The 23873-nt window shown below is 63.2% G+C and carries 20 protein-coding genes; 3 read left to right on the forward strand and 17 right to left on the reverse strand.

The features are described from left to right. Positions 1-81: 81 nt before the first annotated feature. Positions 82-810 carry a class I SAM-dependent methyltransferase gene (locus J1N02_RS03180; protein ID WP_092355469.1) on the forward strand — a complete coding sequence of 243 codons (729 nt, stop codon included), beginning with the start codon at positions 82-84 and terminating at the stop codon, positions 808-810. On the opposite strand, the gene ribD is transcribed toward J1N02_RS03180, so the two are convergent. The 7 genes from ribD to J1N02_RS03215 form a co-directional block, all read right to left on the reverse strand. After that, positions 811-1914, reverse strand: coding sequence for a bifunctional diaminohydroxyphosphoribosylaminopyrimidine deaminase/5-amino-6-(5-phosphoribosylamino)uracil reductase RibD (gene ribD, locus J1N02_RS03185; RefSeq protein WP_227432255.1), 1104 nt, complete (start codon positions 1912-1914; stop codon positions 811-813). Continuing rightward, positions 1911-2567, reverse strand: a complete 657-nt coding sequence (locus tag J1N02_RS03190; RefSeq protein ID WP_027607440.1) for an SAM-dependent methyltransferase — start codon at positions 2565-2567, stop codon at positions 1911-1913. The genes ribD and J1N02_RS03190 overlap by 4 nt, the downstream gene beginning before the upstream one ends. Before the next feature lie 17 nt (positions 2568-2584). After that, positions 2585-4273 carry a WD40 repeat domain-containing protein gene (locus J1N02_RS03195; RefSeq protein ID WP_027607439.1) on the reverse strand — a complete coding sequence of 563 codons (1689 nt, stop codon included), beginning with the start codon at positions 4271-4273 and terminating at the stop codon, positions 2585-2587. Between the two features lie 28 nt (positions 4274-4301). Beyond that, the gene (gene ribA / locus J1N02_RS03200) at positions 4302-4898 is read right to left on the reverse strand and encodes a GTP cyclohydrolase II RibA (RefSeq protein WP_027607438.1); all 597 of its coding nucleotides are present in this window, start codon (positions 4896-4898) and stop codon (positions 4302-4304) included. Between the two features lie 10 nt (positions 4899-4908). Further along, the gene (locus tag J1N02_RS03205) at positions 4909-5940 is read right to left on the reverse strand and encodes a formylglycine-generating enzyme family protein (RefSeq protein WP_421147141.1); all 1032 of its coding nucleotides are present in this window, start codon (positions 5938-5940) and stop codon (positions 4909-4911) included. Positions 5941-6014: 74 nt separating this feature from the next. Further along, positions 6015-6908 (reverse strand): VOC family protein, encoded by an 894-nt coding sequence (locus tag J1N02_RS03210; RefSeq protein ID WP_098479053.1) that lies wholly within the window; start codon positions 6906-6908, stop codon positions 6015-6017. Further along, positions 6908-7963: a class I SAM-dependent methyltransferase gene (locus J1N02_RS03215; RefSeq protein WP_027607435.1), complete on the reverse strand. Its 1056-nt coding sequence runs from the start codon at positions 7961-7963 to the stop codon at positions 6908-6910. The genes J1N02_RS03210 and J1N02_RS03215 overlap by 1 nt, the downstream gene beginning before the upstream one ends. A gap of 342 nt (positions 7964-8305) precedes the next feature. Between J1N02_RS03215 and J1N02_RS03220 the strand changes: the two genes are divergently transcribed. After that, a complete protein-coding gene (locus J1N02_RS03220; protein WP_027607434.1) occupies positions 8306-8959 on the forward strand; it encodes a helix-turn-helix transcriptional regulator in 654 nt (217 codons plus the stop codon). Positions 8960-8994: 35 nt separating this feature from the next. After that, positions 8995-9732: a nitroreductase family protein gene (locus J1N02_RS03225; protein ID WP_027607433.1), complete on the forward strand. Its 738-nt coding sequence runs from the start codon at positions 8995-8997 to the stop codon at positions 9730-9732. On the opposite strand, the gene J1N02_RS03230 is transcribed toward J1N02_RS03225, so the two are convergent. From J1N02_RS03230 to J1N02_RS03275, 10 genes are all read right to left on the reverse strand, one after another. Then, a complete protein-coding gene (locus J1N02_RS03230) occupies positions 9699-11141 on the reverse strand; it encodes an efflux transporter outer membrane subunit (RefSeq protein WP_421147142.1) in 1443 nt (480 codons plus the stop codon). The genes J1N02_RS03225 and J1N02_RS03230 overlap by 34 nt on opposite strands. Beyond that, complete coding sequence (locus tag J1N02_RS03235) at positions 11138-14221, reverse strand: MexW/MexI family multidrug efflux RND transporter permease subunit (RefSeq protein WP_027607431.1); 3084 nt, start codon at positions 14219-14221, stop codon at positions 11138-11140. Before J1N02_RS03235 ends, J1N02_RS03230 begins: the two co-directional genes overlap by 4 nt. A 21-nt stretch (positions 14222-14242) precedes the next feature. Beyond that, complete coding sequence (locus tag J1N02_RS03240; RefSeq protein WP_092354840.1) at positions 14243-15349, reverse strand: efflux RND transporter periplasmic adaptor subunit; 1107 nt, start codon at positions 15347-15349, stop codon at positions 14243-14245. 36 nt (positions 15350-15385) lie between these two features. Then, entirely contained in the window at positions 15386-15886 is a 501-nt protein-coding gene (locus J1N02_RS03245) for a DUF2165 family protein (RefSeq protein ID WP_043293747.1), read from the reverse strand. Between the two features lie 223 nt (positions 15887-16109). Further along, positions 16110-16532, reverse strand: a complete 423-nt coding sequence (locus J1N02_RS03250; RefSeq protein WP_027607428.1) for a RidA family protein — start codon at positions 16530-16532, stop codon at positions 16110-16112. Positions 16533-16543: 11 nt separating this feature from the next. Further along, a complete protein-coding gene (locus tag J1N02_RS03255) occupies positions 16544-18127 on the reverse strand; it encodes a flavin monoamine oxidase family protein (protein ID WP_108574152.1) in 1584 nt (527 codons plus the stop codon). 12 nt (positions 18128-18139) lie between these two features. Continuing rightward, positions 18140-19063 (reverse strand): ABC transporter substrate-binding protein, encoded by a 924-nt coding sequence (locus J1N02_RS03260; protein WP_027607426.1) that lies wholly within the window; start codon positions 19061-19063, stop codon positions 18140-18142. Positions 19064-19081: 18 nt separating this feature from the next. Next, the gene (locus J1N02_RS03265) at positions 19082-19855 is read right to left on the reverse strand and encodes an amino acid ABC transporter ATP-binding protein (protein WP_027607425.1); all 774 of its coding nucleotides are present in this window, start codon (positions 19853-19855) and stop codon (positions 19082-19084) included. Beyond that, positions 19848-20813, reverse strand: a complete 966-nt coding sequence (locus J1N02_RS03270) for an amino acid ABC transporter permease (protein WP_027607424.1) — start codon at positions 20811-20813, stop codon at positions 19848-19850. Before J1N02_RS03270 ends, J1N02_RS03265 begins: the two co-directional genes overlap by 8 nt. A 15-nt stretch (positions 20814-20828) precedes the next feature. Next, a complete protein-coding gene (locus J1N02_RS03275) occupies positions 20829-23222 on the reverse strand; it encodes a TonB-dependent receptor plug domain-containing protein (protein WP_092354846.1) in 2394 nt (797 codons plus the stop codon). Positions 23223-23873 lie beyond the last annotated feature (651 nt).

A 23873-nucleotide genomic window follows, 5' to 3' on the forward strand; every position in this document is an offset into this window, starting at 1 on the left:
TATCGCAAGCAATACCTTGCATAAAAAACCACCAAGGCTTGCTCATCACCCAGCCCGCATATTCGAAGGAGTGGCATGCAGATGAAAGAATCCAAAGAAGTGTACGAACGCATCAGTGAACAGTTCGAGGATTTCACCGCCAGGGCCTCTCAACGCAAGGTCGAGGTCGACACCTTCCGTAGCATGGTCGGCAATGTCGAGGGCCTGCGTATCCTGGACCTGGCCTGTGGGCATGGCTTCTTCAGTCGCCAGTTGAAGGACTGGGGGGCGGCCAAGGTGCATGGCGTGGATATTTCCGAAAACATGATCTACCAGGCGCGGCAAGCCAACGACGGTATCGCCTACGAAGTACGGGACGTGGCGAAGATGGGCCGTATCGGCGCCTACGACATGGTGACGGCGGCCTGGCTGTTCAACTATGCCAGCAGTGTCGACGAACTGAGCAAGATGTTTCAGTCGGCGGCCGACAACCTGAAGCCCGGCGGTCAATTGGTGGCCTACACCGCCAACCCGTCGTTCGAACTGCGAAAAGGCAATTTCACTCGCTATGGGATTGAGGTGTTCGATGAAACCCCGGTCGCCGGCGGGTTCCGCTGCAACGCGCAGTTCATGTCATCGCCCCCCGCACCCTTTACCTACTATCGCTGGGAGCAAGGCGTGTACGAAGAAGCCGCACGGGTAGCCGGTTTCAACCAGCTCACCTGGGTCGCCCCGCTGATCAGTGAACACAGCCGCACCTCCATGGGTGCGGGGTACTGGCAGCTGTTCGAGCGCAACAGCCTGCAGATCGGTTTGACCTGCCGCAAATAATCACGCCGGGGCGGCGACCGGGCGCAATCGCACCCGGATGTCCGCCCCCACCAGGCACTGCTCGATGATCGACAAGGGTTGCGCCTGGCCCAGATCGGTCAAGCCATCCAGCGCCAGCAACGGCCGTGCATCACTGCCCAGGAACAGCGGGGCGATGTAGACCAGCCATTCATCCACCAGGCCTGCCGCCGCAAAGGCGCCACACAATACCGGGCCGGCCTCGACCTGGACTTCGTTGCACCCCTCCTCAGCCAGGACCGTCATGACCTCTCGCAGGTCAAGCCCTTCGCCGTCCACCCCGACCTGCCGGAAACGCACACCCGCAGGTGGCGGGTGCAACGGCTGGACGCCGGGCCCATGAAACACCAGGGTCGGTGCCGCGCCATCCAGCACATGGGCATTGGCATCGCCCTTGAGGTGCTGGTCGAGCACCACCCGCAGCGGCGCGGAAAACGCCGTGTGCGGGTCGGGCAGGCGCACCGTCAGGCGCGGGTTGTCCGCCAGCAGCGTGCCACTGCCGGTGAGCACCGCACAGGCCCGGGCGCGCCACACTTGTACATCGTCCCGGGCCTCGGGCGAAGTGATCCATTTGGATTGCCCGTTACCCAGGGCCGTGCGCCCGTCCAGGCTCATGGCCAGCTTGACCCTCAGCCACGGCCGCTTACGCTCGGTACGCGAGAAAAACCCCTGGTTCAACTCGCGCGCCTCCGGACACGGCAAGTGTTCGACCAGCACCCCCGCCGCCTCAAGCCGCTCAACGCCATGATGCTCATGCTGGGAGCGGTCGACACTGGCGATCACCACCCGCGCCACCCCGGCCCTGATCAACGCGTCGGCACAGGGCGGCGTGCGCCCATGACCGCCGCACGGCTCCAGGGTGACATAGGCGGTGGCGCCCCGCGCATCGACGCCCGCCTCGCGCAGGGCATTGACTTCGGCGTGTGCCTGCCCCGCCCACTCGTGCCAGCCCTGGCCAAGCAGCAGGTCGCCCTTGGCGATCACGCAACCGACCCGCGGGTTCGGCGCCGTGGTAAAGGCGCCGCGGTCAGCCAGTTTCAGGGCGAGCCGCATGAAGTGCATGTCGCGCGCCAGCGCCAGGCTCATGTGCGAACCAGCGCCAACAGGTACACCGCCTCGCCATGCTGGCGCTCGATCACCACCAGGTCCTGCCAGGTGAAACCAAACGCTTCCAGGGTGTCGCGCACGCCCTGTTCGGTGAAGAAATAACCTTGACGCTGGTTATCCATCTCGCGCCAGCCCGGCTCCGGATTGCTCGCGTCGACGCCGAAGACGTTGAGCCCGATCAGCGCGCCAGGGCGCGCGTACTGGCGGATATTGGCCAGGTAACGGTCCCATTCATCCGGATGCTGGTGATGGAAGCAGCCATTGTCGAGTACACCGTCAAACGCCTCCCCCGCCGGTGGCTGCCAATCCTGCAGGGCGCTGCACACCAGGCTGAGACGCTCACCCCAGCGTTTGCGCAGCAGCGGCCAGCTGGAATTCTCGACGATGTCCAGGCCGGTCACCCGGTGCCCTGCCAGGATGAACTCCGAGGCATCCCGCGCACGGCCGACGCCCACGTCGAGGATGTGCTGGTCCGGCGTCGGCCCCAGTGCCTCGAGGAAAACCCGGGCGGCCTTGGCCATGCCGATGTCCCAGGACCACTCATCTTCACCATGGCTGTAGCGGTGGACAAATGAGGTGTCGAGCGCCCGGCGGTACGTCGATACGTCCATGAATTGCGCTTGCTTGCTCATATCAGGCGGTCCTTGGGTCAAGAGGCGCGACGGGTGGCAATCCCGTAGATCTGGCCATCGTAGGAACTGGCCAGGAAGTCATCACTGGCCACGCTGTGGGTGATGCAGGAGATGCCACTGGCGGTGGGACGCTGTACTTGCTGCCAGGAACGGCTGGGCAAGTCGAACAGCGCGATGGTGCCGCTGTAGTTCGCAGTGGCAATCACTTCCCCGTCGGCCGAGGCACAAATGCACTTGATGGAATTGCGGTGCGGCGTGTCATAGACCTCGTCACCGGACTCCAGCCACAGGCGCAGTTTCAGGTCGCGACCAATGCTGGCGAAACCGCCGTCGACCCGGCAGCAACCGTTGGAGATGCGCGTGTGGGCATTTTCGATATGCCGCGCGCAACTGAAGTCGCTGATATTGTGCAGGGCGGCGGCGGCCGAGGCGCACACGCTGAACAAGTGATGCTCGTTGGCGGCCACGCCTTTGATCGCGTTGTCGTGCATCGGGATCGACGCCACCAGTTCCAGGCTGTTATCGCCGGCGATGACAAACACCAGGCCTTCGCCGGTGTAGGTTCCGATCAGTGCATGAAGCTGGCCATTGCGCTGGAACGTGGTGCCGCAATTGAGCGGCGAGCGATGCTGATACAACAGGCGCCCGCTGAGGGCATCGAACACCTGGCCCATCTGCCCACCGGTCAGCAGCAGCGAACCGAACGGCAGCAGGAAGTTGCACAGGCTGCCGACGCCGCTCACGGGCTGGTTATCGCGAAACAGCAGGCCCGCGTCACCGATGCTGTATTGCCCGCCCTCGGTGGTCACCACAGCGTTGATGCTCACCGCAGGCTGAATACCGTCCACGGTCCACTGATCGTGTTCATAATCCCAGGTGGCGTAGCGCGAGCCGAAGGTGGCGAACACCAAGGCGTCACTGCCGACGAACGCACAGCTGCGCGGCCAGACGATGCTCGGCAAATTGGTGCTGCGCAGGCGCTCCAGCTGGGTGCCATCGAAGCGCCAGAGGATCGCCAGGCGGTCATAACTCAAGGTCACCAGCAGCTGTTTTTCGTCGTTCCAGACAATGCGCTTGATCCCGGCGTCGTGGGCAGGAATGGAGCGGATCTCGCCCCCATGGATGATCGAGATGCGCCCTTCATCGTCACCGGCAAACACCACGCCGGCACGGGTAATGGCGACGGTATCGGTCTCGACGCCGCCGATGTCGACTTCATCGCATTGCTCGAAGGTGCTGGTGTCCCACTGGCGCACCGTGCCGTCGTCGCTGCTGGAAATCAGGCGCTTGCCATCCGGCGACCAGACCACGGAAATCACATCGGCCTGATGCCCCCGACAGGTGCCTTTGAGGTTGCCGTCGAGGTCGAAGAGGCGCAGTTGATGATCGCGCGAGCAGGTCGCGATCGACGCACCGTCCGGCGAGAACACCGCCATTTCCACGTCGTCGTCATGCCCCGACAGCACGGCCTTGAGGCGCATGCTCGGCACTTCCCAGACGCGGGCGGTGTAGTCGCTGCTGGCGCTCACCAGGTACTTGCCATCGGCACTGAACGCGCACTGGTTGGCCAGGTGGTCATGGCTGACACGGTGGATCGAATGCCCGGTCTGGGCGTTCCACAGAATGACTTGGTTGTCGTAGCCGGCGGTGGCGATGAACTCACCAGCATGGGCGGCGACGCCGCTGATAGGGCCTATGTGTCTCATCGAAAAGTCCTTTTCCTGGAGAATGAAATCAAAGCTTGATGGTGTGGCTCGACTTGCTGACTTTTGATCGCAGGTAGTTGTGGTTGTGCTTGGTCAGGAACACCCCGGTCGGCACTGAGCTGACCACGTCGATCCCGCCATCGCGCAACTGCTTGACCTTGTCCGGGTTGTTGGTCAGGAGCCGGCAGCGATGCACATCCAGGGCCCTCAGCATGGCGACCGCCGGGGCGAAACTGCGCGAGTCTTCCGGGTGGTTGAGCTTCACGTTGGCCTCGTAGGTGTCCATGCCGGCGTCTTGCAGCAGGTAGGTTTCGAACTTCGAATACAGGCCGATACCGCGACCTTCCTGGCGCAGGTAGATCAGGTAGCCGCCTTCGGCATCGAGCGCCTTCAGGGCTTCCTGCAGCTGCGGGCCGCAATCGCAGCGCTGGGAACCGAATACATCACCGGTGATGCATTCGGAATGCACGCGCACCAGGGGCACATCGGCATCGGGCTCACCGGCTCTGACGGCAAAGTGTTCATTGTTCTTGTCAAAGCCCTTGAACCCGTAGAAGTGGGCGTTGACCTCACCGCCAAGAATGGAGATGGGAACTTGCGTATGAAGCGTTACTGGAGTGTCCATGGCATAGCCTCTATGGAAGTGTCGCGTTCTGGCCAGAGTGGTTTTCTACCAAACGGAATCCCATGACATAGATGGGTCTTGGATAACGTCCATGTCGGCGCTGATTGCGCGCAAGATCCCTGAAGCGGGTGAAACTGCCGCCACGGGCTACCCGGTGCCTACCAACATCCAGCACCAGGTCATCGTTGATCTCAGGCCCGCCCGGATAGGCCCGATAATCGTCGGCAACGTACTCTTCCACGTTGCCGGCCATGTCCAGCGCGCCAAACATCGAGGCGCCCTCGAGGAACACCCCGACGGGTGTCGACGTGAGCAACCCCAACTCGATGGTGTTGGCGTACTCGACATTGAAGGTTTCGCCCCAGGGAAACTGAGAGCGCTGCGGCCCTGCCGCGGCGTATTCCCACTGTGCTTCGCTGGGCAGCGCGAACGCCCGCCCGGTGCGTCGGCTCAGCCATTTGGCGTAGGCGTCGGCATCCACGTCGCTGACGCTGTAGACCGGGTGGTTGGCCTGGTGCTGGGGAAAGCGGCCAAAGGCCCAGCCGGTCGGCAGGAACGGATAACCGGTATCCAACAGGAAGGCGCGATATTCGCTGTTGGTGACCGGGTAGCGACCGATGCGAAAGCTCGCCAGGTCGACCCGATGGTTGGGGGTTTCTTTCTCGATCCAACTGCGGTCCAGGCCCAGCCCGGCGTAGGCGGTCATGACCGCATCGACGCGCTGCGGCTCCAGGCCGATCTCGACCTGGGCGGCAGGAACGTCGCACATGGCGGGGCTGAACACGTCGATGCGCGGGTCGCCCTTGTAGCCCAGCACTTCACCGGCGGCGATACGCCTCACCAGGGGTTCGGCAACCGACTCGACCACCCGTAGCAGTTGTTCGATGGGCGCACTCATCAGCTGTCCGGTGGCGTCGGCGATTTGCCGGGTCAGTTCATATTCGACGTAAGCCTGCGGGTAGCCCATCAATACCCGATCAGACACGTTCTTTGGCAAAGGGCTCGGCAGCGTCGGCCAATGCCAACCGTATTGATTCGTCATAGGTACACCTTTATTCCGAGCGAACACATCCACGACCGAGCGCGAAACCGCTCGGCGTGTGGATCAGTCAGGTATCAGAGTCGGTCGAGCAGCAACCTTCGATTGGTCTCGATCATCTCGATTTCGGTGGAGTACACCTCAACCACCAGGCCATCGGGATCTTCGAAGTACACGGCCGTGCGGACGTTGTCCGGACCGTGGTGATAACCCGGCGCGGGGCCATTGCCCTTGACCAGGGTGATGTTGTCGTCGGCAGCCACCTTGTCGGCGATGCGCTTGACATCCTCCGGCAGCGCACGAATGCCGATGTGGTAGCCCGGCGGGTAGACAAAGTCGGGATTGTGCTCGATGAAGAAGTCGAACCCGTTCAACTCCATCACCACTTTGCGTGGCCCCAGGTTGTAGCAATAGTGGGCGCCGAAGATGTCGCGATAAAACGCCTGGGAGGCTTCCAGGTTACGGGTGAGGATGTTGATGTGGGTCAGTTGCGGACGCTGGGATTCCAGCGCGGCCGCCTCGATGGATACGCCTTCCAGGGACCGCCACATTTTGATCGCGGCGGCGAATTTGGAGAAACCGGCCAGCCAGTTTTTCACCGTGTCCGTGGATACGCCCGCGTCAGTGATCGCCAGGCCATGGGGGTAAATGAAACAGGCCGTGCGTTGCAGCAATGCCGCGTTCAGCGGATCGCCGGCAGGTTGCCCGGCGCTGCCTTCGGCAAGGCGCACGATGCTGACCGCCTTGTTGTGGTAGCCATCGGCCAATGCCGCGAGCCGGGCAGTGAGGGTATCGAGGCTGTCTGCCGCCGACACCAGCAGGATAAACCCGTCGGCCTGGGGTAACTGCGCGCCCTCAACGGCAGCGCACAGTTCAAAACCGGCGGCTTTCGCGCAGGTGTTCAACGGCTCGAGAAAGCCGTTCAGTTGTGCGGCCGTGTCGGAGCTGTACAAGGTAATAAAGCGCAGCATCAGGCAACCCTCCCCTCAGTGCGGCGACCGATCAACAGGCTGTAGCGCCCGATAGGCTCCTGGACCACCTCAAAGCCCTGGGCAACCATCTGTTCGGCGATCCAGCGGGTGGGATGCAGTTCGCCGTGCACCGTGTTGACCATCATGTGCAGGGAGAAATCCGCCGACAGCGCCGGGTGAATTTCATCGTCTTCCAGGGTCATGCTCAGCACCAGCAACGAACCGCCGTCGTTGACCAATTGGGCCGCCGAGCGGATCAGCGTGCTGGTTTCTTCGCGGGTGAAATAGTGCAGGCAATCATTGACCATGATCACGTCGGCGCTTTCACCTTCGTAGCGGGCCAGGTCCAGCAGGTTACGCTCCTTGAACGTCAGGCGCCCCGCCAACTGGTACTTCTCGACGGTGCTTTCGGCGGACTGGCGCGTGGCGGCCAAGTCCCAGATTTCGCCCTGGACCTGAGGGTGCCGCCGAGCAATTTCGGCGATATAGGTGCCGTGTCCACCGGCCAGGTCGATGACCTTGCTGGCGGTATCGAACACCGGCAATTCCTTGAGCACATCGACCATGGGTTGACTGAAGCGCACCATCGCATCGTTGAAGGCATCACGTGCGGCAATGTCGTGCTTGAAGCGGTTCTCCTGCTGGAAATCCATGGACTCGGCGCTGCTCAGGATTTCCCCGAGGCGTGGCCAGTTCTGCCACTGCAAGCGCTGGTGGGCAATGATCGGGCCGATGAACTCGGCGCTGCGGCTGACCAGGAAACGCTCGGCCAGGGGCTGGTTGGTATAGGTGTCGGCGGACTTTTTCAACAGGCCCAGGGCGACCAGGCCATTGAGAAAGATCTTCGCCTTATTGGGCACCCAGCCCAATTGCTGGCTGATCGCGTTGGCGGTAGCCGGGCGGGCGGTGTGATCGAAGAGGTGCTGCGCTACGGCGAAGTGAAGGATGGCGGATTGTCGATACTGGTCGGAGAGTTTCACCAGGTCGACCACGCTGGACAGAGCGGTTACTTCATCGGCGTGCTCATAGATGGTCGTCGGCTTTTGCGCATTCATACAGATTCTCTTCCTTGAATGTTTTTGTCTTCACTGGCGTCGGCGAGCGATGAGTGCTTGGGACGCAGCGTGTTTTTTAACGGTCCGGAGTCGTGTGCAAATGAATGTTTACGAGCAGCTTCCAAAAAGCTAGCTACGATCCTAGTCGTAAGCCCTACAAAAGCAAGGCAAACCTTTTATAATTATTTGCTATTTATAATTACCTATTGATTCCATTTATTTATTATTTTCCTGAGCAGCAAAAATGACTATGCTCATGCCCACTACCCCTTACGCAATGGATGGCGCCAAAGGTCGACGAACTCCAGTGATGCCCTCACTCCCCATGGTTACACGCGATTTATGACCTCCAGACCTGCCGACGATACCCAGTCATCCACCGCTGAACGCATCCTGTTTTTGCTCAAGACCCGTGGCCCGTTGAAAACCACCGAACTGGCGTCCCTGCTGGAACTCACGTTTGAGGCAACCCGGCAACAAATCCAGAAGTTGCAGGCATCGGAACTGATCGTCGGCGTTTCGGCACCCACCTCCGGGGCCGGCCGCCCTTCGTTGAAGTGGGCGTTGACGGACACTGCGCAGAACAAATTCCCCGATTCCCACAGTGTGCTGACCCTGCACCTGATCGAATCCATCGAGGGGGTTTTCGGCAGTGACGGCATCGAGAAAATCATCACCAGCATGGAAGCGACCAACCGCCAGGAATACGTCCAGGCGTGTTCGCAAGCCTCATCCCTGGAAGAAAAAGTCGCCATCCTGGTGCGCATCCGCGAACTCGCCGGCTATATGGCGCATATGGAACCCGCAGGTGAAGGTTGGCTGCTGATCGAAAACCATTGCCCGATCTGCGCCGCCGCGCGCAAATGCCAGGGTTTCTGCCGCTCGGAGCTGCAGATATTTCGTGCAGCCATGGGTGACGACACCCTTGTCGAACGCTGCGAACACCTGATCTCCGGGGACCGGCGTTGCGTCTATAACATCCAACCGCGCACCTGACCGCCCCACACCAACCGCCCTAAAGGAATAAGGCCATGACCCCGACTATCGACTTGCTCGCCAACCACCGCAGCGAGCGCAGCTTCCAACCCACGCCCGTCAGCGACGAACACCTGGATGCCATCTTGCGGGCCGGCCACCTGGCGCCGACGTCCTTCAATGCCCAGCATATTTCCGTGGTGGTCGTGCGCGACGCAGGCACCCGCCAACGCATTGCGGCAATAGCCGGCGGCCAGCCCTGGATCGCGTCGGCACCGGTGTTTATCACCCTGGTGGTGGACTTTCACAAGACCGCCGTCGGTGCCGCGCTCAATGGCCAGCAACAGCAAATCCAGCGGCATTTGGAAGGGCTGATCGCCGCCAGCACCGACGGCGGCATCATCCTCAGCACCCTGATGATCGCCGCACGTTCATTGGGGTTGGGCGTGGTGCCGGTGGGCGGCATTCGTGCCAACGCCGAGGCGATGATCGAGCTGCTCGGGCTGCCCGAGCAGACCTTCGCCCTGTGCGGCCTGGCCCTGGGTCATGTGCACGAGCCGGCGGCGCAGAAACCGCGCATGGGCATCGAAGCCTTCCGTCACGACGAGCGCTACAACCCGGCCGCGCTGGCACCGGCGATCAGTGCCTATGACCAGCACCTGATGCGCCATTGGCAGATCATCGGCCGTGCGGACGGCCAGTCCTGGTCAAGCACCGTGGGCCGCACGTATGCACGTAACTACCGGCCCGATCTCAAGGCTCAGTTGCTGGCCAATGGTTTGTCCGCTGATTGAGCCTGCTGCGCACCGCCACTGCCCCAGCCCAGCGCCTTGTATAGCGCGATGGCGTTGAGGTAGGACGCCGTCTCGGCATCGGCCACGTCCTTCTTGATCAGGAAAAACGCACGCTGGTTTTCCAGCACCGCCATGTAGGTGCCCGAACCGCTGCGGTAGCGTTTGCTGGCGATGTCGATCGCCTGCTCGGCATGGGTGGCGGACGCCAGCAAGGCGCCCAGGCGGGTCTGGTCCTGCGCCAGGCGCATCAGTGCATTTTCCACATCTTCCTGGGCCTTGAGCAGCGACTGTTGATAGCGCGCCAGGGCACCTTTGGCCTGGGCCTGGGAACCGCGCAGGCGTGCGCGCACGTTGCCCAGGCGAAACGCCGGCCAGTCCACCGACGGCGCCAGCTCATACGCGCGGGACGCGCTGCCCAGGTCGCCGCCACGCAGGGCGAAGAAGCCAATGAAACCGCCCAGGTTCAGGCGTGGGTACAAGTCCGCCGTGGCGGCGCCGACGTCTTCGGTGCTGGCGGCCAGCAGGCGTTCGGCGCTGACCACATCCGGACGATTGCGGATCAACTGGTCGACATCGCCCAAGGGCAGTTGCCGGGCCAGGGGCGCGAGGAAATGCGCCTTGGCCAGGGCCTGCCGTTGACGCGGTGGCTGGCCGGTCAATACGTCCAGGCGATAACCGGTTTCCTGGATCCGCGTCAGCAACGGTGGAATCGCCGCCTCGCTGAGCAGCAGGTTGGCATGGGCGTTTTGCTGATCCTCGAATTGACCGCTGCCGGCGCGCACCTGAGCGCTGGTCAGCGTGAGCGTTTCGCGCCAGGCACTGACCTGGGCCTGGGCCACTTCCAGGCTGCGGGTCAAGCCTTGCTGCTCGTAGTAATAACGCGCCACGTCGGCGGCGATGCTCAACTGCATCAGCGCCAGGTCCGCCTGCGCCGCCTGGGAACGTGCCATGGCCGATGCGGTCAGGCGCTGCAAACGCCCGAACACATCGATCTCCCACTGCACATCAAAGCCGGCGCGATAGGTCTGCGACAGCATCCGCTCCGGTGGCCCACCGTCGAACGGCAACTGCTGCTCCAGGCTGCGGCCATAGGCGGCACGGGCGGTGACGCCGGGATACTGGTCGAGCCGGCGGTCATCGAACACCGCGCGGGAGGCCAGCAGGTTGGCCTGGGCCTGGCGGATGTCATGGTTATGCGCCAGCGCCGTGTCGATCAGGCGATCGAGCTCGGCGTCGTCAAAAAACGACCACCACTGGGCCTGCACGGGCGCCTGTTGGGCGAACAAGGCCTTTTGCGCGGTGACCAGGCTGATCGGCGGGGTTACGGGCTTTTCGTAATGCGGCCCGACCATGCAGCCGTTGAGCAGCGTCAGCGCCAGCACGGTGGTGACAGTTTTGCCGGACTTCATGGTTCACTCCTCAGGGTTTGCGCCAGGGACTGGGCCCGTGGGGTCGCGGCCGCCAGGGAATGCTTGCGGGCCAGCAGGGTGTAGACCGTCGGCAGCACGAACAGGGTGAAGCAGGTACCGATCAGCATGCCCGATACAATCACCACCCCCAGGCCATAGCGGCTGTTGGCCCCGGCACCCGAAGCGAACAGCAGCGGCACCAGGCCGACCACCATGGCCGCCGTCGTCATCAGGATCGGCCGCAAGCGAATCTGCGCGGCCTTGCGTATCGCCTCGGAACGGTCGAGGTGTTCCTGGGCCTGCAGGGCGTTGGCGAACTCGACCATCAGGATGCCGTGCTTGCTGATCAGCCCGATCAGGGTCACCAGGCCGATCTGGGTGTAGATATTGATCGTGGCGTAGCCCAGCGCCAGGGGAATCAGCGCGCCGCTGATGGACAGCGGCACGGTGATCAGGATGATCAGCGGGTCCATCAGGCTTTCGTACTGCGCCGCCAGTACCAGGTAGATCACGATCACCGCCGCCAGGAACGCCAGCAGCAGCGCATTGCCTTCCTGGGTGTACTGCCGCGCATCGGATTGCCAGTCGTAGCTGAACCCTACGGGCAACTCGGCGGTGACGCCCTCCAGGAACGCCACGGCGTCGCCCAGGGTGACCCCGGCCGCCGGCACGCCCTGGAAGGTCGCGGCGTTCTGCTGGTTGAACTGGGTCAGCTTGTTGGGTTCGACGTGCTCGGACACCTGGATCACCGTCGACAGCGGAATCAGCGTGCCGTCTTCCGTGCGCACATACTGGCGGGTCAGGGCTTCGGGCGTCAGTCGCTCACTGCCCGGGCTCTGGGCAATCACATCATAGGAGCGGCCCTCCAGGCCAAAGCGGTTGAGATAGTTTTCCCCCACCAGCACCGCCAGCGATTCGCCGATGTCCTGCATGCGGATCCCCAGGCTGTTGGCCTTGGCCCGGTCCACCCGCACCTGTACCACCGGGTTGTTATAGTCCAGGTCACTGTCGACCACGGCGAACAACCCACTGTCGCGGGCCTTCTGCTTGATCTGCTCCATGGTTTCGTACAGCACGCGGTAATCCTGGGAGCTGCGCAGCACCAGTTGCACCGGCAGGCCACCGGTGGAGCCCGGCAAGGCAGGCAACTGGAAGGCAAAGATGCTGGTGCCTTCCACATCGTTGGTGGCCGCCTGCAGGTCGACCTGGATCTGCGCGGCGGTGCGCTCGCGCTCGCCCCACAACGTCAGGTTGATGCCGCCAATGCTCGAGGCGATGCCGTCGCTGCCATTGATGATCCAGGTGCTGACGGTTTCCGGCAGGCGCCCATAGACCTCATTCAGCTTGGTGGAAAAGCGCTCGACGTATTCCAGGTTGGCATGTTGCGGCGCCTTGATGGCGGTGAGCAGCCCGGCCTGGTCCTCGGTGGGCGCCAGCTCCCGCTGCGGCAACTGGTACAGCCACGGCAAGCTGATCATCACCAGCAAGGCAAACAGCCCGCTGAGCCAGCGATGCCGCAGCGACAGGTCCAGTACCTTGGCATAACGCAGGGCCAGGCCGTCGAAGAAACGGTTGGCCAGGTGTGCCATGCGCCCTTCCGATTGCTTGGACTGCAGCAGGAACGAGCTCATGACCGGCGACAACGTCAGCGCCACCACGCCGGACACGATCACCGCGCCGGCCAGGGTCAGGGCGAACTCCCGAAACAACGCCCCCGTGAGGCCGCCCATCATGCCGATGGGCGCATACACCGCCGCAAGGGTAATGGTCATGGCGATCACCGGCCCCGCCACTTCCCGCGCACCGACCAGGGCGGCCGCCACCGGGGTCTTGCCCTCCTCGATATGCCGGTGCACGTTCTCCACCACCACAATCGCATCGTCCACCACCAGCCCCACGGCCAGCACCATCGCCAGCAGCGTCAACAGGTTGAGGCTGAAACCGAACGCCAGCATCAGCGCCGCGGCCCCCAGCATCGACAAGGGGATGGTCACCACCGGAATCAGTACCGTGCGCAACGACCCCAGGCACAGGTAGATGACGATCACCACGATCAGCAAGGCCTCGAGCAGGGTCTTCATCACCTCGTCGATGGAGGTCTGGATAAAGCGCGCGGTTTCAAACGCCAGCTCGGCCTTGACGTCCGGCGGCAGGGTCTTGCGCACGTCCGGCAGGAGTTTCTTGATACCGTCGACGATCACCAGCGGGTTGCCGCCGGGCGTCGGGAACAACCCCAGGTGCACGGCCGAAACGCCGTCCATGGTGGCACTGGTTTCGCTGGACGCCGCGCCCAGCTCCACGGTACCGACGTCCTTCAGGCGCACCAGGCCGTTGCCATCGTTGCGCAGCACCAAATCGCGAAATTCATTGACGTTGGTCAGGTCGGTATTGACCCGCAGGTTGGCGACCACGAACAGGCCTTTGACCTTGCCCGGCGCCGCCTGGTAGTTGTTGCGGCGCACCGCGTCGGCCACATCGGCGGCGGTCAGGCCGCGCGCAGCCAGCCGTGCGGGGTCGATCCACAGACGCATCGCCAGGGTTTGCCCGCCGAACACCTGGACCTTGGCCACGCCCTCGATGGTGCTCATCACCGGCTCCACCACCCGTGCCAGGTAATCGGTCAAGGCCGGGGTCGACAGGGTCGGGCTGGAGAACCCGATATAGGCCACCGCCGTCGACTCACCGGACGAGCGCTCGATCACCGGGTCATAGGCCTGCTCCGGCAGCCGGAAACGCACCTGGTTGACCTTGGCCATGACTTCCGTGAGGGCCTGGGTCGAGTCACGGTTGAGCTCCATGCGCACCGTGACCACGCTGCGCCCCTGCACCGACGAACTCGACAGGTAATCCACGCCTTCCACCGATGACACCGCCTGGGCAATCGGTTGGGTGACGAAGCCCTGCATCAGGTCGGATGACGCGCCGGGGTATTCGGTGGTCACGGTGATGGTGGAGCTTTCCAGCATCGGGTACTGGCGGATCGGCAGCTGCAACAAGGACATGATCCCCAGCAGCAGGATCAGAATACTGACGACAAGCGCGAGCACCGGCCGCCGAACGAAAATATCGGTGAAAGTCATGAGCGTTCTCTGGGCGAAGAATCAGATGCCCGTCACAGGCGGTTTGGACGCAGGCAGGGCCAGGGTGTCATCGGTCGCCTGCACCGCCATGCCGTCACTGAGCTTGAGTTGCCCGGAGGTCACCACCTGGTCACCCTCGTGCAAGCCTTCCTGGATCTGGACCCAACCGTCCTGGCGCTGGCCGATTTTCACCGCCACCCGCTTGACCACCAGCGTGGCGCCCTGGTCCGGGCGGGCAAGGAAAACGGTATCGCCATAGGCGGTGTAGGCCACCGCCGTTTCCGGCACGGTGAGCACATCGGCCACCTCGGTATCGGCCACTTTGACACTGGCGTACATGCCCGGCTTGAGGGGGGCGTCCGGGCTCTCCAGCGTGGCCTGCACCTGCACCGTGCGTGAGCGGCCGATCATCGGGTCGACGGCACTGATCCGCGCCTTGAACACCCGGTCAGGGTAGGCGTCGATCAGCACGCCCACGGTTTGCCCGACGACCAGACGGCGACTGAGCTGCTCATCCAGGGAAAAATTGACATAGAGCACCTGGGTGTTGACCAGGCTGACGATGCGATCGCCGACATTGAGGTACTGCCCTTCGTTGACCTGGCGAATCCCCAGCACCCCGGCAAAGGGTGCGCGGATAGTCTTCTGGGCAATCAGTGCCTGGACTTTTTTCAACTCGCCCAAGGCCATGTCATGGGCGGCCCGGGCGTTGTCGAGCTGTTCCTGGGTCGCGGCGTTTTCCCTGACCAGCCCGGTCACGCGCTTGCGGATGATCTCGGCATTGCGCACCTGGGCCTGCAGCCGCAACTGCTCGGCCTGTTCCGGGGCATCGTTGAGTTTGACCAGCACCTCGCCAGCCTTGACCTGGCGGCCCGACTCGAAGTTGATCAAGGTGACCCGCCCGCCGACCTCGGCGGAAACCTGCACCTGGGAGGCCGCTTCCAGCTCACCGACGCCGGCGAAATACACATTGGCCGGGCGCAATTGCACTGCCCCCAGGGCCACCTTGGTCAACGCGCTGGCGGGGGCATCGGCGGATTGGGCCTGGGACGGCGCGCGCGACATCATCACCACCGCGATGACCGCCACCGGAATCAACACCAGGCTGGTTATCTTCTTCTTGTTCATGGACGTCCTTATCACGATGAGTGCGTTACGCGCGGCTCACAGCCAGCTGTGGTTGAACAGGAAGAAGGCCAGTACCGCCCAGATCGACAGCACCAGGTGAGTCAGTTGCAACCCCTCCTGGCGAATCCAGTAGCCGAACCACAAGCCCCCCAGCAGCATCGCGAAGACAAACGCCGAAAACGCACTCAGGGCGAGGTTGAGCCAGGGCCGTGCCGACAGCAGGCCGTCGCCGAGGATCAAGTGATAACTGCCGGTCCAGGCCGCGAGTGCAGCGACCAGTTGCAGGGCCAGCACCACCAGCAGCGCCAGTTGGTGCAGACGGGGTGAACGCACGGCCCGCACCAGCAAGGGAATATCGATGGCGGGGCTCTGGCGCAACGGCTCCATGGCCATGGTCGCGCCTACCGCGCCTACCGAGCTGCGAAACGCTTGCCAGTTGTTAAGCACCGCAATGCTCAGCCACAGGCTCAAGCCAACGGCCTGTACGCCCAGGAACACTGACATCGAGTGACCCAGTAACCCTGCCTCCACAGTCATTCAAACCTCCGTATTTGTCGAAAGGGAAATCCAGCCTCAGGCATATACACAAGACATTTCTTGGATAATACGTCGCAGGCGTTTAAATACAAGATTTATCTTTGTGCGGGAGGGGCTTCAGGAAGGTTGGAAACGCTGTCTGGCAGGCGCCCGCCGGGGCGTTCGGCGCAGTCACGCCGAAGCCCGGAAGCGGTTGTGAGGGGGGGTTACTTGCGAGGGATTGTCACGCCGTCCTGGCGGCGATGGCTTCGATTTCCACCAGTGCACCGGGCAATGGCAACGCCACGACCTGCAACGCGGTGCGTGCGGGCTTGTTCGGCTGCTCGGGGGTGCCGAAGAACTGCGTATACCCACGCTGCAACCCGGCGAAATCCAGCTTGCCGCCCGTTTCCTCGGCGCCGACTAGGAATACCCGTAACTGCACGATATCGCCCAGGTCCAGGTCTTGCTGGCGCAGGATCTGGCGCAGCTTGTTGAAGACCGAAACCGTTTGCACTTCGGTGTTGCCAAACACCCCGGGAACCGTTGGATCAACCAGGTCCGGCAAGGTCCCGCTGACAAAGATCAGGCTGGCGGACGCCGGTACGGTGACGGTCTGCGAGATCGGGAAATCGCCGACGCTGGTGCGTTGAATGCTGTCGCTCATGGTGTGTCTCCTTAAGAGGCGGCGAGTGCCGCGACCTGTCGTTGTTGGGTCACGCGTTCAGCCAGTTGCGCGACCACATGCCGCGCCGAGTTGGCCGCCGATTCCTGCCAGATGCCCACGCCGCTTTGCACCAGGCCGTCGCCGGCGAAGTACACGCGGCCGTGGCCTTCTTCGAGCAAGGCGCTGGCATCGGCCGGGAAGTGTTCACGTTGCAGCCACGGGCCTTCGCTGAAGGGGATCTGTTCCCAGGACACCGCCAGCGGGTGACGCAGGTGCCTGGAGTAGCCCGGATGCAGCAGTTCCACCGCTTCCTTGGAGGTGGCGTACTGCTGGTCGAACGGTCGCGCGCCAAACGCATCGGCGCCCTCCCCGGTCACGTAGCCGGCCACCAGCAGGCCCTCGCGGGTGTTGAGGTCGTTGCTCGGGTACCAGAGCAGGCGCGCCGGGTGTTCGATCCACGACAGGCCGCCGTAGGTGCGGTAGTCGGTTTCCCAGAAGCGTGGGGACTGCCACGCCACTTTGGTGGCCTGGTCGCTGCGGGTGCTGAGCAAGGCGGCCTTGATCGGGTCGCTGAAGTCGGTGTCGAGCTTGGCCAGCAATGGCAGCGGCAAGGTCGAGACCAGATAGTCGGCGCGTACCACCTGCTCGCGACCGCTGCGTTGGTCGTGGTAGGTCACGGCCACGCCGTTTTCCAACTGACGGATCTGGCGCACCTGGGCGCCCAGTTGCACGTGATCGCTGACGCGCCGGTAGAAGGCGTCGGTGATGCGGTCCATGCCACCCACCGGTTGGAACATGGTCGCCGAAAACTCCGGGAATTCGGTGTGCAGCAAGGCGCCCCACAGCTCGGGGTGCAGCAGTTGGTCCAGTGCCAACGGGCTGCGGCTGGCGGGCAAGGCGCCGGGATGTGCCGGGGATTCCAGGTGCCCCGAACGGATCGTGCCCTCAAAGGCCAGCTCCTGGGACAGGTCGCCATACACGTGCAAAAACGCCAGCAAGCGCGTGCGCTCCTCGGCGCTCAGCACATCGTCGAGGGCATCGCGCTGCACCGCCTTGGCCAGCAACCCGGACACGTGCCCGCGCGCATCGTTGATCGCCTGGCCGACGCTGAAGGCCGGCTGGTTCACATCCGGCCGCACCTGGGCGCCATGGCTGCTGTTGACCAGCACTTCCAGCGGCACCCCCAACTCACTGCAATAATCGAGGATCGTGCGGTGCTGGCTGGGAATCCTTGCCGGCCCGGCGTTGAAGTAATGCCCCGGCTCGAACGCGGCGGTCTGCGTACGGCCATCCTGGTAGTCCACACGGTCGCCATGGCGGATTGTCCAGGTGCGACCGCCGACCCGCTCACGGGCTTCCAGCACCTGCACGCTGAACCCGGCGCGGGTCAGTTCCAGGGCGGTGACCAGCCCGGCAATCCCGGCGCCCAGCACCAGCACGCGGGTGCCCTGCCCCAGGCCGTCCTTGAGTTTCAACGGTTGCGGTCGGCGGTGCGATGACGGCCCGAGGCCGAGTACCGCGAGTGCATCCTTGACGGCTTTTTCGCCGCCTACCGCAGCGATGCTCGACAACGCTTCACGTCGTGTCAGTCCCATGTCGATTGCTCCTTAATCCGGTAGGCCCGGTGGGTTGATCAGCGACTTGTCGACGCGTTCCACATCCAGGCCCCAGCGTTGCAGCACCTGCTCGTACTGGCCGCCGGCAATCGCGCCTTCCAGGGCGGTGTGGATCGGCTTGACCAGGCCGTTGTCCTTGCGGGTGGTCACGGCAATGTCCGCCTGCAATGGCCAGCCACCGTTCACCGTGCCGACGCGCTTGATGCCGCCGGTGATCGCCGCCGAATAGGCATACACCGAGTTGGGCCCGAACAGCGCATCGCTGCGCCCCGACTGCACCGCCAGTTGCGCGGCGGCCTGGTCGTCGAAGTACTGCAACAGCGCGGGTTTGAGGCCGGCCTTTTCGTTGGCCTCGTTCCAGGCCAGCAGGACTTTTTCCTGGTTAGTGCCGGAGCCGACGATGATCTTCAGCCCGGCAATATCGGCTGCCTGCTTGATCTCGCTGATCTTGCTGGTGGTCTTGACGTAGAAGCCGAGCACATCCTGGCGATAGGTGGCGAAGTCAAAGCGCTTCTTGCGCGCCTCGGTCACCGTGACGTTGCTGATCACCGCGTCGTACTTGCCCGAGCTGACGCCCAGGGGCCAGTCTTCCCAGCTGGTCTGCACCACATTGAGTTGCAGGCCGAGGCTGTCGGCCACCAGTTGCGCGGTGTCGGCTTCGCTGCCGATGGTGGTCTTGTCGTCGCTGGCCAGCAGCGCCAGGGGCGGCCCTGCCACGCCGGACACGGCCACGGTGAACTTGCCCGGCTGGGCGAACTTGAAGCCCGGCGGGATCTGCGCAATCGCCGCTTCGTTACGCGGCACATGGATGCGTGGGCGGTCGGGGCTGAGGTCGACCTGTTGCACGGCGAATGCGCTTTGCGCAGCACTGACGGCCAGCGCCAGCAGGGCCACGCGGGTGATGTTGATGAACATGGGCAGTCACTCCTTGAACTAAAGCACCTTGCCGAGAAAGGCCACGGTGCGGGGATGTCGGGGTTGGCGGAAAATCTGTTCGGGCGGGCCTTCTTCGATCAACTCGCCGTCGCAGAGAAACACCACGTGGTCGGCCACTTCGCGGGCAAAGCCGATTTCGTGGGTGACGATCACCAGGGTCACGCCCAGCCGGGTCAGGCCCTTGATCACGTCGAGTACTTCGCCCACCAGTTCCGGGTCGAGGGCTGAGGTGGGTTCATCGAACAGCAGCACCTTGGGGTCCAGCGCCAGTGCGCGGGCAATGGCGACGCGCTGTTGCTGGCCGCCGGAAAGCTGGCGTGGGTAGGCATCGACCTTGTCCGCCAGGCCAACCTTGGCCAACAGTGCGGTGGCCTTGGCCTGGGCGTCGGCCTTGCTCCAGCGCTTGTGCGCCAGCGGCGCCTCGGCGACGTTTTCCCAGGCGGTGAGGTGCGGGAACAGGTTGAAGTTCTGGAACACAAAACCGACGTCGATACGGCGCTTGAGAATCTCGCGTTCCTTGAGCTCGTAAAGCAGGTCGCCCTTGCGTCGATAGCCGACGTATTCACCGTCGATGGTGATGTGCCCGCTGTCGATCTTTTCCAGGTGGTTGATGGTGCGCAGCAAGGTGGATTTACCCGAGCCGGACGGCCCGAGAATCACCGTGACCTTGCCCGGATCGATGGTCAGGTCGATGTCTTTCAACACCTGTTGATTGCCAAAGCGCTTGCCCACGCCCTGGATCTGGATACGGCCGGCGCGGGCTTCACTCATGGGTGTTCTCCTTCAGCCAGCGGCGCACGCGTTGCCATGGCGTGGGCGGCAGCACCCTGGCCGTACCCCGTGCGAAATGCCGCTCGACGTAGTACTGGGCGCTGGTGAGCACGGTGGTGATGATCAGGTACCAGACGGTGGCGACGATCAGCAACGGGATCACCGCCTGGGTGCGGTTGTAGATGACCTGCACGGTGTAGAACAGCTCCGGCAGGGCCAGCACGTAGACGATGGAGGTGCCCTTGACCAGGCCGATGATTTCATTGAACCCCGACGGCAGGATCGAGCGCAGCGCCTGGGGCAGGATGATCCGGAAGATCCGCCGCGAGGCCGGCAGGCCCAGGGCCGCCGCCGCTTCATGCTGGCCGGCATCCACACCGATCAGGCCGCCGCGAATGATCTCCGCCGCGTACGCCGCCTGCATCAGGCTCAGGCCCAGTACGGCCACGGTGAATTGGCTGAGCACGTCCACCGTCGACCACTCGGCGAACACCACGCTGGTGAACGGTACGCCGAGGACAATGTGGTCGTACAGGTAGGCGAAGTTGTAGAGGATGATCAGCACCAGCAGCGCCGGCATCGAGCGGAAAAACCAGATGTAGCCCCAGGCCAGGGCCGCCAGCAGCGGCGAGCCCGACAGCCGCGCCAACGCCAGCGCAGTGCCGAGGATGGCGCTGAACACCGTGCTCAGCAGCGTCAGCAACAGGGTCTGGCCGAGGCCACGCAGCACCGACGGCGAGAAGAACCACTGGCCGAACACGCCCCACTCCCAGCGCGGGTTGGTGGCCAGGGAATGGGCGATGGCGAGCAGCACCAGCGCGGCAAAGATCGACCCGGCCCAGCGCCAGGGGTGCCGCGCGGGCACCACCTGCAGGGCTTTGATCGGTGTGGACACACGGGCCTGGCGCAGCGCGCCGGGCGAGTCAATCAGGTCATAGGATTTGGCAACGATGGGCATGATGTATTCCTCGGCCTAGAAGGCATAGGTCAAGCGGGTGTAGTAGTACCCGCCGGTAAAACCGTAGGGCGAATAGGTGCCGTAGCTGCTGACCATGGTGCTGCTCGGTACACCTTGTTTTTTCGGGTAGACGTCGAACAGGTTCTTGGCGCCGATGGCCACGTTGAGGTCTTTGGTGAGGTTGTAGCCAAGATCGAGGTCGGTGATCCACTTGGCGCTGTAGACCCGGTCGAGGCTGCGGTCGGCGGAGACGTTGACCTCTTTGTAAGAGCCGTAGCGGGTCAGGGCCAGGTTGAGGTTGAAGCGTTCGATGCTCCAGTCGCCACCGAGGATCAGCTTGGTGCTGGGCTGCACGCCGGTGATCAGGTTGCGGGCCTGGCGGTCCATCAGGTCATAGGCCGTGCCCAGGATCGTGGTGGATTCCTTGTAGTTGAGGATTCTGGTCTGGTTCCAGTTGAACGCGGCGGTCCATTTCAGCGCGCCATAGGGGCCGAGGTCCTGGCTGTAGTTGCCGACCAGGTCCAGGCCTTTGGTGCGGGTGTCGGCGCCGTTGATGAAGTACTGGCCGCCGGAGGTGGAGGTGATGCCATTGCCTTGCAGCACCTGGGTGATTTCCGGGCCGAGCAAGGTGCCCGTGAGGGTGATGCGGTCGCGCAGGTTGATCACGTAGGCGTCGGCGGTGAAGCTCAGGCGATCGCTGGGGGTCAGCGTGAAACCCAGGCTGAAGTTGGTGGAACGCTCGGGTTTCAGTTCCTGCGCCCCCAAGGCCTGGGCAGCGGCCGAACCTACCGGCAGCACGCCGTAGTTGATCGACTGGTACACGCCGTCGACCACGCCATAGGTGGTGGATCGCGCACTGAACAGGCTGTTGGCCAGGGACGGTGCACGGAAGCCATTGCTCACGGTGGCGCGCACGGCGAATTGCGGGGTGAAGTCGTAGCGGGTGGTCAGCTTGCCGCTGCGGGTAGCGCCCACGCCCTGGTTGTAATGCTCGTAGCGAAACGCGGTACCCACGTACCAGTCCGGCACCGGGTTGAAGCCCACGTCGACGTAACTGGCGAGGCTGTTGCGCGAGGCGCTGCTTTCTTCATCCGGCGAGATGCCGTTGGTGACCTGGGCCCCGGACGACGCACAGTTACCCGGTGCCACGCAGTAGCCGCCGTTGGCGTAGGACTCATAGTCACCGGCCTGCACCTCGTAGGTGTCGCGGCGATGTTCGAAACCGTAGCTCAGGTCCAGCGGCTTTTGCAGGCCGATGTCGAAGCCGCGCTTGAAATCGAGGTTGGTGGTCAGCTCGGTGGAAATCCAGGTACCGGAGGTGAAGCTGTTCGGCGTGGCCTCGCCCAGGGATGGGTTCTGGTTATGGGTGGTGCCCTGCTCCGCCTCGTTGCGTCCGTAGGTGGTGGACAGGTCCCAGTCCCACTCGCCGACGGTGCCTTTACCGCCGAATGCGGCCTGGAAGTCGTCCTCGTCGATATACCAGGTCGGCGTGTAGCCGCCGGGGTAACCGTTAGGCCCGGTGGTGATGGTGTTGGTGATGGTCGGCAGGCGGAAGTTCTGGCCCTGCTCGGCCTTGCGCCGCGAATAGGTGGTGAAGGAATACAGGCTGAAGCTGTCGTCGATCGGCAATTCGGCGTTGTAGCCCAGGGTCAGCAGGTTGGTCTTCGGTGTGCCGTAGCCGCCATAGGTGGAGCGGCCGGCCTGCTCAAAGGCCTGGGCGTAGGTGTAGCCATTGGCGCTGGCCTTGTTGTCGTCGTTCTGACTGCGCGCGTCCAGGGCCAACTGCACGATGCCGCCGTTGCCGATCTCGAAGCCCTTGTTGAGGCTTTGCTGCACGGTCTGTTTCTTGCCGTCGTAACCCTGGCCGACATTGGTCACCGAGGTGCCACTGGTGTCGGCCTTGAGGATCACGTTGATGACCCCGGCGATGGCATCGGAGCCGTACTGGGCGGCGGCCCCGTCGCGCAGGACTTCGACGTGGTCGATGGCGCTGATCGGGATCAAATCCAGGTCTGCCGGCGCGGCGCCGGTGTTGATGCCGTTGATGTTCAGGGTGGCCGCGGTGTGGCGGCGCTTGCCATTGACCAGCACCAGCACTTCGGCGGCACTCATGCCGCGCAGGTTCGGCGCACGGGCGATGCCGCTGGCGTCCCAACCGGTTTTTTCCGGCAGGGTCAGCGATGGGATCACCGCGCTCAACGCCTCCATCAAACCGGGCTTGCCGGTGCTCTGCAATTGCTTGGCGCTGACCACATCGATCGGCACCGGGCTGCTGGTGACCGTGCGTTGTTCGGCGCCACGGTTACCGGTGACCACCACGGTGGAAAGGGTGCTGTCGTCCTGGGCCCGGGCGGTAGTGGCCAGGATTGCCAGCGCCAGGATGGCGGTCGGTTGTAAGACTTGCTTCATAGCCACTCCAGACATTCCAAATCGCGAAGTCGGGCAGTCACGCGGGCGGGCGCGGTGCTCGGTTTTTTTCAGGGGGGTTGCGGCGATTGGGGACTAGGTGTGGCGCTGGGTTTGAATTGGCAACATACGTTGAACTCCCTTCCAACGATTCTGCTGCGGGGATGATCACCCGGTTATGGCGCGCAGAATCTTGATTACGCTGGGTACCATCCGAGGTCAGGGGTAGGCTGTTGCGATCAAACATAACGGAATGGGTTTTGAAAATACAATGCTGTTTTGATATAAGCTAATATTCTCTAATTTTATTATTTTTTAGTTTTTTTATTCATATAAATAATGTCTTTTCGAGATTGGCCTTTAGCTCAGGCCGAGGTCTACCTGAGGTATGCAAATCCAAATGTGGGAGGGGCGGTGCGACGGTTCGACTTGCCCCCTGATGGCAGTGGGTCAGCTACAGATGCATCAACTGACACTCCCGCATCGGGGCATGGATATCTACACAACTTTTCAGCCTCTGATAAATCTCCCTGTGGCGAGCGGGCTTGTCCCGCGTTGGGCCGCGTAGCGGCCCCAAAACAGCCGCTATGGAGTTTCTGATACACCGCATTCAGCTTTACTGGGGCTGCTACGCAGCCCAAGGCGGGACAAGCC

The sequence above is a fragment of the Pseudomonas sp. NFX5 genome, assembly GCF_049132125.1.
GTDB lineage: Bacteria > Pseudomonadota > Gammaproteobacteria > Pseudomonadales > Pseudomonadaceae > Aquipseudomonas > Aquipseudomonas marginalis.

Coding starts and splice junctions, on each gene's coding strand:
- J1N02_RS03180 (WP_092355469.1), top strand. CDS start 82: ATGAAAGAATCCAAAGAAGTGTACGAACGCATCAGTGAACAGTTCGAG.
- ribD (WP_227432255.1), bottom strand. CDS start 1,914: ATGAGCCTGGCGCTGGCGCGCGACATGCACTTCATGCGGCTCGCCCTG.
- J1N02_RS03190 (WP_027607440.1), bottom strand. CDS start 2,567: ATGAGCAAGCAAGCGCAATTCATGGACGTATCGACGTACCGCCGGGCG.
- J1N02_RS03195 (WP_027607439.1), bottom strand. CDS start 4,273: ATGAGACACATAGGCCCTATCAGCGGCGTCGCCGCCCATGCTGGTGAG.
- ribA (WP_027607438.1), bottom strand. CDS start 4,898: ATGGACACTCCAGTAACGCTTCATACGCAAGTTCCCATCTCCATTCTT.
- J1N02_RS03205 (WP_421147141.1), bottom strand. CDS start 5,940: ATGACGAATCAATACGGTTGGCATTGGCCGACGCTGCCGAGCCCTTTG.
- J1N02_RS03210 (WP_098479053.1), bottom strand. CDS start 6,908: ATGCTGCGCTTTATTACCTTGTACAGCTCCGACACGGCCGCACAACTG.
- J1N02_RS03215 (WP_027607435.1), bottom strand. CDS start 7,963: ATGAATGCGCAAAAGCCGACGACCATCTATGAGCACGCCGATGAAGTA.
- J1N02_RS03220 (WP_027607434.1), top strand. CDS start 8,306: ATGACCTCCAGACCTGCCGACGATACCCAGTCATCCACCGCTGAACGC.
- J1N02_RS03225 (WP_027607433.1), top strand. CDS start 8,995: ATGACCCCGACTATCGACTTGCTCGCCAACCACCGCAGCGAGCGCAGC.
- J1N02_RS03230 (WP_421147142.1), bottom strand. CDS start 11,141: ATGAAGTCCGGCAAAACTGTCACCACCGTGCTGGCGCTGACGCTGCTC.
- J1N02_RS03235 (WP_027607431.1), bottom strand. CDS start 14,221: ATGACTTTCACCGATATTTTCGTTCGGCGGCCGGTGCTCGCGCTTGTC.
- J1N02_RS03240 (WP_092354840.1), bottom strand. CDS start 15,349: ATGAACAAGAAGAAGATAACCAGCCTGGTGTTGATTCCGGTGGCGGTC.
- J1N02_RS03245 (WP_043293747.1), bottom strand. CDS start 15,886: ATGACTGTGGAGGCAGGGTTACTGGGTCACTCGATGTCAGTGTTCCTG.
- J1N02_RS03250 (WP_027607428.1), bottom strand. CDS start 16,532: ATGAGCGACAGCATTCAACGCACCAGCGTCGGCGATTTCCCGATCTCG.
- J1N02_RS03255 (WP_108574152.1), bottom strand. CDS start 18,127: ATGGGACTGACACGACGTGAAGCGTTGTCGAGCATCGCTGCGGTAGGC.
- J1N02_RS03260 (WP_027607426.1), bottom strand. CDS start 19,063: ATGTTCATCAACATCACCCGCGTGGCCCTGCTGGCGCTGGCCGTCAGT.
- J1N02_RS03265 (WP_027607425.1), bottom strand. CDS start 19,855: ATGAGTGAAGCCCGCGCCGGCCGTATCCAGATCCAGGGCGTGGGCAAG.
- J1N02_RS03270 (WP_027607424.1), bottom strand. CDS start 20,813: ATGCCCATCGTTGCCAAATCCTATGACCTGATTGACTCGCCCGGCGCG.
- J1N02_RS03275 (WP_092354846.1), bottom strand. CDS start 23,222: ATGAAGCAAGTCTTACAACCGACCGCCATCCTGGCGCTGGCAATCCTG.